The organism is Corynebacterium pseudopelargi (assembly GCF_003814005.1).
GTDB lineage: Bacteria > Actinomycetota > Actinomycetes > Mycobacteriales > Mycobacteriaceae > Corynebacterium > Corynebacterium pseudopelargi.
Genome location: NZ_CP033898.1, coordinates 1,190,130 through 1,205,226 on the forward strand (window position 1 = coordinate 1,190,130; position 15,097 = coordinate 1,205,226).

General features: G+C 57.3%; 12 protein-coding genes. 10 read left to right on the plus strand and 2 right to left on the minus strand.

Translation table 11 applies throughout. From position 1 onward, the window contains the following. Window positions 1–38 precede the first annotated feature (38 nt). Both CPPEL_RS05620 and CPPEL_RS05625 read right to left on the minus strand, forming a co-directional pair. A complete protein-coding gene (locus CPPEL_RS05620) occupies window positions 39–1,028 on the minus strand; it encodes a hypothetical protein (RefSeq protein WP_123960213.1) in 990 nt (329 codons plus the stop codon). Between the two features lie 30 nt (window positions 1,029–1,058). Then, window positions 1,059–1,940: an aldo/keto reductase gene (locus tag CPPEL_RS05625; protein WP_123960214.1), complete on the minus strand. Its 882-nt coding sequence runs from the start codon at window positions 1,938–1,940 to the stop codon at window positions 1,059–1,061. Window positions 1,941–1,992: 52 nt separating this feature from the next. Between CPPEL_RS05625 and CPPEL_RS05630 the strand changes: the two genes are divergently transcribed. From CPPEL_RS05630 to CPPEL_RS05675, 10 genes are all read left to right on the plus strand, one after another. Further along, the gene (locus CPPEL_RS05630) at window positions 1,993–2,844 is read left to right on the plus strand and encodes an undecaprenyl-diphosphate phosphatase (protein WP_123961241.1); all 852 of its coding nucleotides are present in this window, start codon (window positions 1,993–1,995) and stop codon (window positions 2,842–2,844) included. A gap of 99 nt (window positions 2,845–2,943) precedes the next feature. Continuing rightward, window positions 2,944–4,227: a cysteine--1-D-myo-inosityl 2-amino-2-deoxy-alpha-D-glucopyranoside ligase gene (gene mshC, locus CPPEL_RS05635; protein WP_123960215.1), complete on the plus strand. Its 1,284-nt coding sequence runs from the start codon at window positions 2,944–2,946 to the stop codon at window positions 4,225–4,227. A gap of 9 nt (window positions 4,228–4,236) precedes the next feature. Then, window positions 4,237–4,641 carry a hypothetical protein gene (locus tag CPPEL_RS05640; RefSeq protein WP_123960216.1) on the plus strand — a complete coding sequence of 135 codons (405 nt, stop codon included), beginning with the start codon at window positions 4,237–4,239 and terminating at the stop codon, window positions 4,639–4,641. A gap of 47 nt (window positions 4,642–4,688) precedes the next feature. Next, on the plus strand, window positions 4,689–8,273 hold the full coding sequence (metH, locus tag CPPEL_RS05645) for a methionine synthase (RefSeq protein WP_123960217.1): 3,585 nt from the start codon (window positions 4,689–4,691) through the stop codon (window positions 8,271–8,273). Window positions 8,274–8,277: 4 nt separating this feature from the next. After that, window positions 8,278–8,946 (plus strand): HAD family hydrolase, encoded by a 669-nt coding sequence (locus CPPEL_RS05650; protein WP_164470383.1) that lies wholly within the window; start codon window positions 8,278–8,280, stop codon window positions 8,944–8,946. Between the two features lie 40 nt (window positions 8,947–8,986). Next, window positions 8,987–9,250 carry a phosphoribosyl-ATP diphosphatase gene (locus CPPEL_RS05655; RefSeq protein WP_123960219.1) on the plus strand — a complete coding sequence of 88 codons (264 nt, stop codon included), beginning with the start codon at window positions 8,987–8,989 and terminating at the stop codon, window positions 9,248–9,250. A 19-nt stretch (window positions 9,251–9,269) separates the two neighbouring features. Then, on the plus strand, window positions 9,270–10,115 hold the full coding sequence (gene hisG, locus CPPEL_RS05660) for an ATP phosphoribosyltransferase (protein ID WP_123960220.1): 846 nt from the start codon (window positions 9,270–9,272) through the stop codon (window positions 10,113–10,115). A gap of 201 nt (window positions 10,116–10,316) precedes the next feature. After that, window positions 10,317–11,624 (plus strand): anaerobic C4-dicarboxylate transporter, encoded by a 1,308-nt coding sequence (locus CPPEL_RS05665; RefSeq protein ID WP_123960221.1) that lies wholly within the window; start codon window positions 10,317–10,319, stop codon window positions 11,622–11,624. Window positions 11,625–11,715: 91 nt separating this feature from the next. Beyond that, entirely contained in the window at window positions 11,716–13,272 is a 1,557-nt protein-coding gene (aspA, locus tag CPPEL_RS05670) for an aspartate ammonia-lyase (RefSeq protein WP_123960222.1), read from the plus strand. Window positions 13,273–13,435: 163 nt separating this feature from the next. After that, complete coding sequence (locus CPPEL_RS05675) at window positions 13,436–15,085, plus strand: formate--tetrahydrofolate ligase (RefSeq protein WP_123960223.1); 1,650 nt, start codon at window positions 13,436–13,438, stop codon at window positions 15,083–15,085. Window positions 15,086–15,097 lie beyond the last annotated feature (12 nt).

Here is a 15,097-nt window from a genome sequence, read left to right on the forward strand (position 1 = left end):
CTTTCTCGTGAGCGAGGTGGCAAAAAGGAGGCGGTTATTTAAAGGATTTGCAATCCGGCACCAGAAGATGAACCAGCAACAGCAACACCATTATCAAGCACCACCAAACTGGTGGCATCGGCTACAGCATTGGCCTCGCGCTGCAGCTCTAGGGTGCCGCTTTGCGGCGAGTACACCATTACCTTGTTCTCGGCGGTAGCAATGGTCCAGGCCTGTTGATGCTTCTTATCCCAAGCCACAGCCCAGGGGCTATCGGGAGTGGGGATGGTCTGGTGCAGGCGAATGATCTCTTCTGCGCTATACAGTGCAAGCTGATCTCCGACGGTATCGCTGGCCAGCAATACGCCCTTGGTGCCCGCAGCGATCTGGCCTACGCCTGAACCAACGCGCAAAATGGGGCCTTGCTTATTGTCTTGCCAGTGCACATCTTGGATGATGGAGTACTCGCGATTAATGCGCACCACCGCATCGGGGGAATCGCCGTTTTCCACCACGATCATCTGATCGGTGGTTTTTTCCACCCCAACGCTTTTTGGGTCCTCGCCTTGGCGGTAGATCCAGATCTCTGCTTGTTGATCATCGCCGGTGATCAAGGTGCCATCGGAGGTTTGTACCGCCACGGTGGCAGGGTGCTCGAGCTTTTTGGTATCGACCTGGCCTTCTGGGGAGATGATTTTTACTTCATCCCCGCAGGCGCTGATAAACGCGTCTTTTGCTGCGGTCAGATCACCACAGGAGCTATCAAGATCTACGCTATGGGCCTGCTGGAAGTCCTTGTTTTCAATGCCGCCGAGAAGCAGCTTGCCTTGGGTGCGGATAGCCAGCGTATTGCCAATATGCTCGATATCTTCAATAGCCTTCATCGCAACCACCTCGCCATCGGGGTTGCTCTGCGTAGCAGAGGCGGCGGGGGTGGCGTTACCGACGGGAGCCTGATTGTCATCGGCGACTTCACTCACGCTTGTGCCGCAGGCAGCCAGCGTGATGGTGCTCAGTGCGATTCCAAGGGTCTTTGCAGCGATCTTCACAGCCGATAACACTACCAGCCGAAAGTTGGATTAGAGGGTGACGTCGTCAAGCGCTTTGGCAATGGCCCGGGGCAAGGTGACGTTCTCTGCTGCAATAAGCTCGGCGCACTGTTCTTCGGTGCGTGGCGTGGCCAAGATGCTTGACACTCCTGATTGGTGGCGCACCCACGCTGCTGCAGCAATGGCCATGGAAATGCCCAAGCCCTCGGCTGCGGTGCGCAAGGCCTCAACTACCGCCTCGCTGCCGGTAAGCAAGCCATGGGCCTCGGCGTAGCGCTGGGGATTTTCCTTAGCCTGGAATGATCGCTGATAACGCCCGCTTAATACCCCCTGGGCTAGGGGAGCACCAGCGATGATGCCAACTCCTAAATACTCAGCGGCGGGAAACAAATCGGTTTCTGGAGTGCGGTGCAAAAGGTGATAGGGAGTAATGGCGGCAACCACCGAGGGGCGATGGGTAAGTGCAAGCTGCCATCCCTGGTAGCCGCGCACCCCTGCGTATCGCACCTTGCCCTGGCGCACCACCTGTTCGAGGGTGTCGGCTACCTCAAAGGCTGGGGTGTGCGGGTCCCAGAAGCCCACGCTCCAAAGGTCAATGTGGTCGCGGCCAAGTGCTCGCAACATTGCGTCGAGCTGAGAGATGAGGTTGCGGCGCGAACAGTCCACGCGCCTTCCCATCGGTGCTTCGGGGTTGACTCCCGAAGCCACGGAGATGATGTCTTCAGCATCGAGCAAGCTAGACGCCATAGCAACGGCGCCAGGGGAGACGTCGACAAGCGTGCCTCCGGCATCCTTAAAGGTATGCACAATCGCACGGGCCTGATCCCAATCGGTGCCCTTGCCCCAGGTTTCGGTGCCAAGACCTAGGCTCGATACTCTTAAACCGCTGGCGCCAATCGTTGCTTCTCTCACGCTTAACCAGATTAGTAGTACGCTGCCCTACGTGATTGAACACAGCCAAACTTTGCATGCCGCAGCCACGAGCGATCTCTCCTGGGCTCAAACCATTGTGCTCTCTATCGTTCAAGGGCTCACCGAGTTTTTGCCCGTTAGCTCCTCCGGCCACCTTCGCATCGTCTCTGAACTTTTTTGGGGCGAAGATGCCGGCGCCAGCTTTACCGCCGTGGTGCAACTAGGCACCGAAGCCGCGGTGCTGGTGTACTTTGCCAAAGATATCTGGCGCATCCTCAAAGCCTGGTTCCAAGGCCTTGCAGATAAGAGCAAGAGGAACTTCGATTACCGCATGGGCTGGATGGTCATCGTAGGCACGATCCCGGTTTCTTTGATGGGCGTGTTGTTCAAAGACGCAATCCGTGAAGGCGCGCGCAACCTCTGGATCACCGCGAGCGTGCTGGTGCTGTTTTCCTTCGTGTTTATCTTGGCTGAAAAGCTCGGCAGCAAACGCCGCGATTTTGAGCAGCTCACCATGAAAGATGCAATCATCATGGGTTTTGCCCAGTGCCTGGCCTTAATCCCTGGTGTTTCTCGCTCCGGCGGCACCATTTCTGCCGGTCTGTTCGTCGGCCTCAATCGCGAGGTAGCCGCGCGCTTTAGCTTCTTGCTGGCCATCCCCGCAGTGCTTGCCTCGGGGCTTTTCTCACTGCCAGACGCCTTTAACCCTGAAGCTGGCCAGGCGGCCTCGGGAGCTCAGCTTTTGGTTGGCACCGGCATTGCCTTTGTGTTGGGTTATGTCTCCATTGCTTGGTTGCTCCGCTTTGTTTCTCACCACTCCTTTGCCTGGTTTGCGGCTTACCGCATCCCGGTTGGCCTTGGTGTGATGGCGCTGCTCGCCACAGGCGTGCTCCAGCCGATCTAGGCCAACGCCAGGGCTTTTTATCGGCGCGCCTGCCTCAAGGCAGTGCTACCTATGGTCCTCGCTGTAACTCTTTTAGCCCGATGCAATACAGTGGTTGGCATGCATTCTTGGCCCAAGCCCGAAATAGCCACGCTGGATTTCTCCGTTCCTCCGCTGCGTTTATATGATTCCGCCGATCAGCGCATCAAGGAAGTTGAGACGGACCAACAACCGCTCGGGGTATATGTGTGCGGTATTACTCCCTACGATTCCACGCACCTTGGGCACGCTGCGACGTATTTGAGCTTTGATTTGGCCATTCGGCACCTGCTTGCTGCAGGCCACCAGGTGCATTACGTGCAAAACATCACCGATGTTGATGATCCGCTCTTTGAGCGTGCTGCGCGCGATGGTGTGGATTGGCGCGAACTTGGCACAAGCCAAATCGATCTATTCCGCTCCGATATGGAAGCCTTAAGCGTGATCCCGCCGCAGGATTATATCGGCGCGATGGAAAGCGTGGATGAGGTGGTGCGCATGGTCCAACAGCTCTTAGATGCAGGGGCCGCGTACATCACCGAGGGCGAGTATGCCGATATTTATGCCTCGATTGAGGCCACTGATCACTTTGGCTACGAGTCCAATTACGACCGCGCCACCATGGAAACCTTGTTTGCTGAGCGTGGCGGCGATCCAGAGCGTCCGGGTAAACGCGATCCGCTCGATGCACTGATTTGGCGTGCGGCACGAGAAGGCGAGCCCTCCTGGGATGCGCCCTTTGGTGCCGGCAGGCCCGGTTGGCATGTGGAATGTTCTGCCATCGCCACCAACCGCCTTGGCAAGCACTTTGCTATCCAAGGTGGCGGGGCGGATCTGAAGTTCCCGCACCATGAATTCTCCGCTGCCCATGCTGAGGCTGCGCTGGGGTGTCCTCGCATGGCTGGCCACTATGCTCACGCCGGCATGATCGCCCTTGATGGGGTCAAGATGAGCAAGTCGCTTGGCAATTTGGTGTTTGTATCCAAGCTCACGGCAGCCGGCCACGATCCGGCGGCGATTCGCCTTGGTGTGTTTGCTGGGCATTATCGCTCGGACAGGGATTGGTCCGATAGCGTGCTTGAGACTGCAGAGCAGCGCTTATCGCTATGGCGTGAGGCCTGCTTGAAGGCCGAAGATGCCCAGGCAGCAGCACAGCTTTGCCAGCAGGTGGCGCAGGCTTTGGCCAATGACTTAGATACCCCGGCCGCCATCGAGCTTATCGACGCCTGGGCGCGCACCACACTTGACTCACAGGGCCAAGCTGCAAGCAAGCAGCACGCACCTCGAATTGAGCAATCGGAGCTATCGCCTGCTGGCCTCAAGGTAGTGGCATGTGCTGACGCGCTACTTGGCATCAAACTCTAGGAGGAACGCATGAGCACCACCCCCGAAGCACAGATTGACGCTTGGATCAGCAGCCTGGAGGAATTCGCCACCGGCACCTACCTCAAGCCGGAAGAGCGCACCTTTTGGGAACCACCTTTTGCCGTAGAAGCGCTTGAGCAATTGCGCGAAATTTTGATGGGTTTTGTGCGCGAGCAAGGCCTTGCCCAAACGCCCGAAAAGCCCACTAAGCCCCAAAGCCTCGATGCGGAGGCCTTTGATGCTGGGCTTAAGGATCTGGAACGCAGCCTGCTTGAATTTAATTCTCAGCACTTCGATGCCGTGATTGAACCCGAAGAGCACGAAGAATTAAACCAGCTCATTGCCCAAATTGCTCGCTACGGTGGGGTAGAGGTTGCACACTTAGACGCCTTCCCGCTTTTTGAAGAAGAATAGGGCGGGCTTGGGGTTCGAGCCCACAAACATACTAAGCTGTCTACTCGATGACTACCGCGAGCACTGCACAGCAATCTGAATTCCTCGACGCGCTCCAGCGCCACGTTCTCATCGGCGATGGCGCCATGGGCACCCAGCTTCAAGGTTTCGAGCTCGACCTCGAAAAAGACTTCCTGAACCTCGAGGGCTGCAACGAAATTCTCAACCACACCCGGCCTGATGTGGTGGGCAGTATTCACCGAGCCTATTTTGAGGCCGGTGCCGATTTAGTAGAAACCAATACCTTCGGCTGTAACCTTCCCAACCTGGCAGATTATGACATCGCAGATCGCTGCCGTGAGCTTGCCTATAAAGGCGCCAAGATCGCCCGCGAGGTGGCCGATGATTTAGGTCCTGGCCGCGATGGGATGCGCCGTTTTGTGGTTGGCTCTTTAGGCCCTGGCACCAAACTGCCCTCCCTCGGGCATGCTCCCTTTGAACGCCTGCGTGATTACTACCTTGAGGCTGCCCTAGGCCTGGTAGAAGGCGGTGCTGATGCCATTTTGATCGAGACGGCTCAGGATCTGCTCCAGGTCAAAGCCGCGGTGCATGGTTGCAAGCTCGCCTTCGAACAGCTCGGTACAACCCTGCCGCTGATCTGCCACGTCACCGTGGAAACCACCGGCACTATGTTGTTGGGCTCGGAAATCGGCGCGGCGCTGACCGCCATTGAGCCTTTGGGCGTAGACATGATTGGCCTAAACTGCGCTACCGGCCCCGATGAGATGAGCGAGCACCTTCGCTATCTTTCTCAAAACGCCAATATGCCAGTGTCGGTGATGCCCAATGCCGGCCTGCCGCAGCTTGGACCCAATGGCGCTGTGTATCCGCTGGGTGCAGAGGGTTTGGCCGATGCACTGTACCGATTTGTAGAAGACTATGGCTTGCGCATGGTCGGCGGCTGCTGTGGTACCACCCCGGAGCATATTGCTGCGGTGCGCGATGCCGTGGTGGGCAAGGCAACACCTGCAGCGCGCAAGACCCCTGAGCTTGATTCGGTGTCTTCGCTCTACAGCTCGGTACCGCTGAGCCAAGATACCGGCATCACCATGATCGGTGAGCGCACCAACGCCAATGGCTCCAAGGCCTTCCGCGAGGCCATTTTGAGCGGCGATTGGGAAACCTGCATTGATATTGCCAAGCAGCAAACCCGCGATGGCGCCCACATGATTGACCTCTGCGTGGATTATGTTGGCCGCGATGGCACCGAGGATATGGCCAAGTTGGCCTCCTTGATTGCTACCAGCTCCACCTTGCCGGTGATGATCGACTCCACCGAGCCTGAGGTAATTCGTACTGGCCTGGAACACCTCGGTGGTAGGTGTGCGGTGAACTCGGTGAACTTTGAAGATGGCGATGGCCCGGATTCTCGCTATCAAAAGATCATGGCCTTGGTGCAGCGCCATGGCGCCGCCGTGGTGGCATTGACCATTGATGAGGAAGGCCAGGCTCGTACCGCCGAGCATAAGATCCGCATCGCCGAACGCCTGATTACAGATATCACCGGTACCTGGGGCTTGAGTGAGCAAGACATCATCGTCGACTGTTTGACCTTCCCCATCTCTACCGGCCAGGAAGAAACACGTCGCGATGGCATCGAAACGATCGAGGCGATCCGCGAGCTGAAGCGCCGTCACCCGAAGATTCACACCACCTTAGGCCTTTCCAATATCTCCTTTGGCCTGAACCCTGCGGCGCGCCAGGTGCTGAATTCGGTGTTCTTGCATGAGTGCGTGGAAGCTGGTTTGGATTCTGCGATTGCGCACAGCTCCAAGATTTTGCCCATGAACCGCATTGAGGATCGCCAGCGCGAAGTAGCCCTGGATATGATCTACGACCGCCGCACTGAGGATTATGATCCGCTGCAGGTGTTCATGGAGCTTTTCGAAGGCGTTTCAGCGGCCTCTTCGAAGGATGCTCGCGCCGAGGCGCTTGCCGCCATGCCGCTGTTTGAGCGCATTGCACAGCGCGTGATCGATGGCGAGAAAAACGGCATCGAGGCCGACCTCGACGCAGGTATGAAGGAAAAGGAACCGCTGCAGATCATCAATGAGGATCTGCTTGAGGGCATGAAAACGGTGGGCGAGCTCTTTGGCTCTGGGCAGATGCAGCTTCCCTTCGTGTTGCAATCGGCTGAAACCATGAAGCATGCCGTGGCCCACCTCGAGCAGTTTATGGAGGCCAAAGACGACTCCGGCTCCAATGGCACCATCGTGATCGCCACCGTTAAGGGCGATGTGCACGATATTGGTAAGAACCTCGTAGACATCATTTTGTCTAATAACGGCTTTAACGTGGTCAATATCGGCATCAAGCAACCCATTGCCAATATTTTGGAGGCGGCAGAAAAGCACGATGCGCACGCCATCGGCATGTCGGGGTTGTTGGTGAAGTCCACGGTGATTATGAAAGAAAATCTCCAGGAGATGAATGCCGTGGCGAAGGCCCATTTCCCGGTGATCCTCGGTGGCGCTGCGCTCACCCGCGCCTATGTTGAAGACGACTTAGCTGAGATCTATGAAGGCGATGTGCACTACGCCAAAGACGCCTTCGAATCTCTCAGGCTGATGCAGGAGTTCATGGCCAGGATCAACGGCGATGCTCCGGCGGTGGATTCTGCCGAGGCCATCAAGACCCAGGAAAAGCGCGAAGAGCGCAAGGCTCGCCGCGAGCGTTCCAAGCGCATTGCTGCAGAGCGCAAGGCACAACTTGAGCCAGTGGAGGTACCGGAGCGTTCCGCCGTGGCCCGCGATGTGCCGGTGGCAACGCCACCATTTTGGGGATCGCGTGTGGTCAAGGGCATCCCCTTGGCTGATTATCTGCCGCTGTTAGATGAGCGCGCTTTGTTCATGGGCCGTTGGGGCTTGAAGGGCACTCGTGGTGGCGAGGGCCCAAGCTATGAGGAGTTGGTAGAAACCGATGGCCGCCCAAGGCTTCGCTACTGGCTTGATCGCCTCAAGGCAGAAGGTGTGCTCGATCATGCCGCGTTGGTCTATGGCTTCTATCCTGCCGTTTCGGAAGGCGATACGGTGATCCTTCTTGCCGAGCCGGATCCGAAGGCTGCCGAGGTTGCTCGTTTTGAGTTCCCACGCCAGCAGCGCGGAAAGTTCTTGTGCATTGCCGATTTCATCCGGGATCGCGAATTGGCTGAAGCAACCGGCCAGGTGGATGTGTTCCCCATGCAGTTGGTCACGATGGGCCAACCCATCGCAGATTTTGCCAATGAGCTTTTTGCCGCGGATAACTACCGAGATTATTTGGAGGTTCACGGCGTAGGCGTGCAACTGACCGAGGCGCTTGCCGAATACTGGCACTCGCGTATCCGCCAAGACTTGGCCTTAAGCGATGGCACCTCCGCAGGCGATGAAGATGCCGAGAACCCCGAGCGCTTCTTCAACCTCGAATACCGTGGGGCCCGCTATTCCTTCGGCTATGGCTCCTGCCCGAATCTGGAAGACCGCGCAACGCTGGTTGAGTTGCTTGAACCTGAGCGCCTTGGTGTGAGTTTGAGTGAGGAGCTTCAGCTTCATCCTGAGCAATCCACCGACGCCTTCGTGCTGTATCACCCAGAGGCAAAGTACTTCAATGTTTAGCGCCATGATCTGGGACATGGACGGCACCCTGGTCGATTCCGAACCGCTTTGGGCCAGGGGCACCTTTGCGATGAGCGAGGCCATGGGCAAAAGGCTCACCCCTGAGCTGCAGGCTCAGACGGTTGGGGCGAGTTTTAGCTACACCGCGCGCCTGTGTGCCGAGCACGCTGGTGTAGAGCTTTTCGACGAAGCGTATTGGCGCCGCTTTGCCTTTGAGAACATGCGCAAGATGTTCTCAGAAGAACTGACACTGCGCCCGGGTGTGGCCACGATGCTGCAACGCTTCAAAGCCTCCGGGGTGCCCATGGCCATTGCCACTAATACAGAACGCGAGGTAGCCGATGCCGCCATTGCGTTTCTGGGTGCGGAGCTGTTTCAAGCCACGGTGTGTGGCGATGAGGTGCCTCAAGGCAAACCGGCACCCGATATCTATCACCGCGCCGCCGAATTGCTTGGTGTAGCTCCTTCGCAGTGCTTGGTCTTTGAAGATTCCCAAGCAGGAATGCGTGCAGCTTTGGCCGCGAAGGCAACGGTGGTGGGCTTACCTGAGCGCGAGGAGGATCTTGTGCAGGGAGCTGCCTCGATGCGAGCACTGGTGGGCGGGATCGACTTTGATTTTGATCAGGCCGGAGATCTGGCGTTTTGGTGTGATGCCCTGCAAATGGGGGACTAACGCCTGAAGTGGATCCAAGAAGGTGGCATACTTAGCCATCGTGAAAAACTTCGATTCCCTGTTTGAAGAGCTCCTAGATCGCGCCGAGACCCGCCCGGAGGGTTCCGGCACCGTGAAAGCACTGGATGCAGGCATTCATACCCTGGGCAAGAAAGTGATTGAAGAAGCCGGCGAGGTGTGGCTGGCTGCCGAGCACGAATCTGATGAGGCCTTGGCTGAGGAGATCGCCCAGCTTATGTACTGGTCTCAGGTGATCATGCTCAAGCGCGGTCTGCGCCCGGAAGATATTTATAAATACCTCTAAAGAGAAAGGCCCGAAGCACGTGCTGAAGGTTGCTATTCCCAATAAGGGTTCATTGTCTGAGGCTGCCTCGGAGATTCTCAAAGAAGCCGGGTACGTCGGCCGAGGTGAGTCGAAGATGCTCACCGTATTGGACAAGGCCAACGACGTTGAGTTCTTTTTCCTGAGACCCAAAGACATCGCAATTTATGTTGCAGGTGGGCAGCTTGATTTAGGTATCACTGGCAGGGATCTTGCGGCTGATTCCAAGGCGGACGTGGATGAGGTGATGACCTTAGGTTTCGGCGCATCGACCTTCCGCTATGCCGCGCCTAAGGACCAAGCGTGGGACGTCGAAAAGCTAGAAGGCAAGCGGGTTGCTACCTCCTACCCGAATCTGGTGCGCCAAGATCTTGCGCGCCGCGGGATTCAGGCGCAGGTGATTCGCTTAGATGGTGCGGTGGAGATTTCCATCAAATTGGGTGTGGCTGATGCCATTGCCGATGTGGTCTCTACTGGCAGAACCTTGCGCAAACAAGGCCTGGAGCCTTTTGGCGAACCTTTGGTGGATTCGCAGGCCGTGGTGGTAGGCCGCAAGGGCGTTGAGGTGAATCAGGAACAGAAGGTGTTCTTGGCGCGTTTGCAGGGCATTTTGCACGCTCAGCACTACCTCATGCTCGATTACAATGTCGATGCTGCGCGCCTGGAGCAGGCTCGGGCGATTACTCCTGGTGTGACTGGCCCTACGGTGTCGCCTTTGGCGCGCGAAGGCTGGGTTGCGGTTCGCGCCTTGGTGCCTCGTGCGAAGGCCAATCAGATTATGGATTCGTTGGTTGATATTGGGGCAGAAGCGATTTTGGCCTCCGATATCCGTATTGCCAGGGTCTAGTTTTTCTCTTTGGTGGCATTGCCCACGTTTCCCCCGCATCTTGTGCTCAAGATCCGGGGGTTTTCGCACGTCAATGAGCTTTTTTGGCGAGCATGCTGGGGTGGTTCAAAAGTTGCATGCATAGGTTTGCATGGCGCAAGATGGGGGATGAGCGCGTAGCAGCACCAATGCTGCTACCAACGAAGAAAAGGACGCATGTTCATGGTGATCCTCCATATTCTGATCGTGCTCTTCGCGATCATTCTCGGCGTGCGGCTCGGCTCCATCGGCATCGGTTTTGCCGGAGGCCTAGGTGTTTTGCTTCTTGGTCTTTTCGGAGTTCCCGTCACCCGCGAAGACATCCCCTTCGACGTCATCGGCATCATCATGGCCGTGATCGCCGCGATCTCTGCCATGCAGCGCGCAGGCGGCATGGACTACCTGGTGCATATCGCCGAAAAAGCACTGCGCAAAAACCCCAAGTACATCACCTACGTTGCCCCAGTGGTGACGTATCTGATGACGCTTTTTGCCGGCACCGGCCACACTGCATTTTCCACCCTGCCCGTGATTGTCGAGGTATCCAAAGAATCCGGCATTCGGCCTTCCCGCCCGCTTTCGGTTGCCGTGCCAGCATCGCAGATGGCAATTACCGCCTCTCCGATTTCTGCCGCAGTGGTCTTTGTCGCCTCCATCCTCGAACCCATGGGCGTTGGCTATCTCACCTTGCTTGCCGTGGCCATCCCCGCGACGTTTCTATCCATCTTCCCAACGGCGTGGCTGGCTAATCGCCTGGGCAAAGAGCTCGACCAAGACCCCGTCTATCAACAACGCCTGGCCAAAGGCCTGGTGGCCAAACCCAAGGGCCAGCAAGCCTTTCAGGCCAGCACCGCCGGCAAAGCCTCGGTGTGGATCTTCCTCATCGCCATTGTGCTGGTGATGGTCTATGCCACGCTCATCTCCGATCAGGTGGGGCTGATTAGCGATCCGACGCTGCCGCGTAACGAAGCCATCATGGCAATGATGCTTGCTGCCGCCACCGCCATCGTGATGGTGTGCAAGATTCCTGCGGATGAGATCTTAAAAACCCAAGTGTTCCGCTCGGGCATGTCGGCCTGCGTATGCGTGCTCGGCGTGGCCTGGCTTGGCACCACCTTGATTAACTACTACATCGAAGACATCAAGGGCTTTTCCACCGAGCTGCTCGGTTCCTATCCCTGGATGCTGGCAGTGGTGCTCTTCTTTGCAGCAGCGCTGTTGTATTCCCAGGCAGCAACCTCCAAGGCGCTCTTGCCAGCAGCTCTTGCGATCGGCGTATCCCCACTGACGGTAGTGGCGGCATTCCCCGCGGTATCCGCACTCTTCTTGCTGCCGACCTATCCCACCTTGCTGGCCGCAGTGGAGATGGACGATACGGGCTCAACCAGGATCGGCAATGCTGTATTCAACCACCCCTTCATCATCCCCGGCACCCTTGCCATCGCCATCGCAGTAGCACTGGGCTTCCTTTTCGGATCGGTGATGATCTAGGCAAAAAGCAGCAGTACTTTAGCCCTACAAAACACATTCACCCCGTATCATTTGGGGTGCGTACCACTCCCAATACCTCAAGGAGTTTCACATGGCATCAAAGGCCAACACCAAAGACCTCAAAGACACCCACGGTGCAGAAGCCGAGGCTTTAGAAGAAAAGAAGCAGGCGGAACAGCAAGAGGCCAAAAAGCAGCAGCCTAGCCGCAGCACCTCCACCAAAAAGCCGAAGGTGCGTATTGAAGAAGACCTTCTCGGCGAGATGGAGATCCCCGAGGATGCCTACTACGGCATTCACACCATGCGTGCCATCGAGAACTATCAGATCTCTCGCACCACCATCAACCACGTTCCGGAGTTCATCCGCGGCATGGTCTCGGTAAAAAAGGCAGCGGCAAGAGCTAATCGACGCCTCCACGTCCTGCCAAAGGAAAAGGCCGAAGCCATCGAGTGGGCATGTGATCAGATCTTGGTGGAAGGCCGCTGCATGGATCAATTCCCCATCGACGTCTTCCAAGGCGGCGCAGGCACCAGCTTGAACATGAACACCAATGAGGTGGTAGCCAACCTCGCACTGGAATACCTGGGCAAGCCCAAGGGCGCCTACGACGTGATCAACCCCAATGATGACGTGAATATGAGCCAATCCACCAACGATGCCTACCCCACGGGCTTTCGCCTTGGTGTCTACGCTTGCATGCTGCGTTTGATCGATGAGATCAACGAGCTCGAGCGCGCCTTCCGCGATAAGGGCTCTGAATTCGTGGACATTTTGAAGATGGGCCGCACCCAACTCCAAGATGCCGTTCCAATGACCCTGGGCGAAGAATTCCAGGCCTTTGCCCACAACTTGGCAGAAGAGCAGTCGGTGCTGCGCACCGCCGCAGATCGCCTGCTAGAAATCAACCTTGGCGCCACGGCCATCGGCACCGGCTTGAACACCCCGGCGGGCTACCGCCACCAGGTCACCGCCACCTTGTCGGAAGTAACCGGGCTGGAAATGAAGTCGGCTCGTGACCTCATCGAGGCAACCTCCGATACCGGCGCCTATGTACTGGCACATTCTGCGGTCAAGCGCGCTGCCATGAAGATGTCCAAGATCTGTAACGATCTTCGCCTGCTTTCTTCAGGGCCTACCGCTGGCCTGCACGAGATTAATCTGCCGCCACGCGCCGCAGGTTCTTCGATCATGCCGGCTAAGGTCAATCCGGTGATTCCCGAGGTATGCAACCAGGTGTGCTTCAAGGTCTTCGGCAATGATCTCACCGTGACCATGGCCGCCGAGGCCGGCCAGCTGCAGCTCAATGTGATGGAACCTGTAATCGGTGAGGCACTCTTCCAATCACTGCGCATCCTGGCCAATGCCGCAGCAACGCTGCGCACCAAGTGCGTCGAAGGCATCACCGCCAACGCCGATGTATGCCGTGCCTATGTAGAAAACTCCATTGGCATTGTTACCTACCTCAACCCCTTCATTGGCCACCACCAGGGCGATCTGATTGGTAAAGAGGCCGCAGCCACCGGCAAAACCGTGCGCGAATTGGTGCTAGAAAAAGGTCTGATGAGCCAGGAGCTGCTCGACCAGGTCTTAAGCACCGAAAACCTCATGCACCCCACCTTCCGAGGCACCTTGTACCTGGAAAACTAATTCATTGTCTTGCTTGCGCACCTGCATAGAGCATGCAAGAAGCCCTCAGCGCTTCTGTCGTGCTCGCAGGTGCGTTGGCCTTTGGGCATGATGGAGAAGCAGGCCAGTACATTTTGCGCCACCCATGTGAAAGCCCACCCAAGCAGAAAGGCGTTTGATAACGATGCAATCCGATGTCGCTATTGCGCAGGCACACCAGCTCGAAGCAATTGAAACCATCGCGGCCAAAGTAGATATCCCCGAAGAAGCCATATTGCCCTATGGACGCTCCAAAGCCAAGGTAGACCCGGCGCTGGTGCCAACCGAACGCAAGGGCAAGCTGGTGCTCGTCACCGGTATGTCGCCAACACCGGCCGGTGAAGGCAAGTCCACAGTCCTCATTGGCCTGGCAGATGCCTTTAGCCTTCAAGGCCACCGCACCGTGGTGGCCATTCGCGAACCATCCCTAGGGCCTGTCATGGGCATTAAAGGCGGTGCCGCCGGCGGCGGATACTCACAGATCGTGCCGATGGAAGACATCAACCTGCATTTCACCGGTGATTTCCACGCCATTACCTCAGCCAATAACACCCTGGCCGCCATCATCGATAACCACATTCACCAGGGCAATGAGCTCGGCATTGATGTCCGACGCATTACGTGGCAGCGCTGCCAAGACGTCAATGATCGCTCGCTGCGCAACGTCGTGACCGGCCTAGGTGGCAAGGCCCACGGAGTACCCGAGCAGACCGGCTTTAGCATCACCGCCGCCAGCGAGATCATGGCCATTTTGTGTCTGGCCACCTCATTGGAAGACCTTAAAGAACGCATCTCCAAGGTCGTGGTGGCGCAAACCTTCGATGGCGCACCTGTCACCGTGGCCCAGCTCAACGCCGAGGGCGCGCTGACCGCCTTGCTTCGCGACGCCATCCAGCCGAACCTCGTACAGACCATCGGGGGCACCCCGGCATTCGTTCACGGCGGACCGTTTGCCAATATCGCTCACGGCTGCAACTCCCTGATTGCTACCGACACTGCGCTACGTTTGGGCGATGTTGTACTGACCGAGGCAGGTTTTGGTTCGGATTTAGGTGCCGAGAAATTCTTCGATATTAAAGCCCGCGCCGGTGAACTCAACGTGGATGCGGCAGTCATCGTGGCAACGATTCGTTCCTTAAAGTACAACGGCGGTGCAGCCCGCGACGTACTCAACCAGGAAGACCTTGGTGCCTTGGAGAAGGGCGTGTGCAATCTCGAACGTCACGTGGAAAACATCCGCCAATTCGGTGTTGAGCCGGTCGTGGCGCTCAATGAATTTTCCTTCGACTCCGATGCCGAGCGTGAGTGGATGCATCAGTGGGCTACAAGCGCCGGTGTTCGTTTGGTGGATGTTGCCGCATGGGAGCGCGGGGGAGAAGGCGCTACAGACCTTGCTCAAGCCATCACCGAGCAATGGGATCAGCACTCCCATAGCCTGTACGACCCAGCCGAGGGCATCGAGGCTTCAATCCGCAGTATTGCCACCAAGATCTACCGGGCAGACGATGTGGAGCTGAGCAAAAAGGCCCGCAAGGACCTTGAATATCTCAAGGCCAATGGTTGGGACACGCTACCGGTCTGTATCTCTAAGACCCAGTACTCCTTCTCGGATGATCCCCAAGCACTTGGCGCCCCCAGCGGCCATGTGCTGCATGTGCGAGAGTTGCTGCCCCGAATCGGTGCGGGCTTCGTCGTTGCGCTCACCGGCGATGTGATGACCATGCCTGGTCTGCCCAAGCGACCTGCAGCCGAGAAGATCGATGTAGAAGACGGCAAGATCGTCGGACTGTTCTAGGTTTTTTCGCCT

Excerpts from the sequence above, each read along its gene's own strand:
- mshC (WP_123960215.1), top strand. The coding sequence starts at position 2,944 with ATGCATTCTTGGCCCAAGCCCGAAATAGCCACGCTGGATTTCTCCGTT.
- CPPEL_RS05640 (WP_123960216.1), top strand. The coding sequence starts at position 4,237 with ATGAGCACCACCCCCGAAGCACAGATTGACGCTTGGATCAGCAGCCTG.
- metH (WP_123960217.1), top strand. The coding sequence starts at position 4,689 with ATGACTACCGCGAGCACTGCACAGCAATCTGAATTCCTCGACGCGCTC.
- CPPEL_RS05650 (WP_164470383.1), top strand. The coding sequence starts at position 8,278 with ATGATCTGGGACATGGACGGCACCCTGGTCGATTCCGAACCGCTTTGG.
- CPPEL_RS05665 (WP_123960221.1), top strand. The coding sequence starts at position 10,317 with ATGGTGATCCTCCATATTCTGATCGTGCTCTTCGCGATCATTCTCGGC.
- aspA (WP_123960222.1), top strand. The coding sequence starts at position 11,716 with ATGGCATCAAAGGCCAACACCAAAGACCTCAAAGACACCCACGGTGCA.
- CPPEL_RS05675 (WP_123960223.1), top strand. The coding sequence starts at position 13,436 with ATGCAATCCGATGTCGCTATTGCGCAGGCACACCAGCTCGAAGCAATT.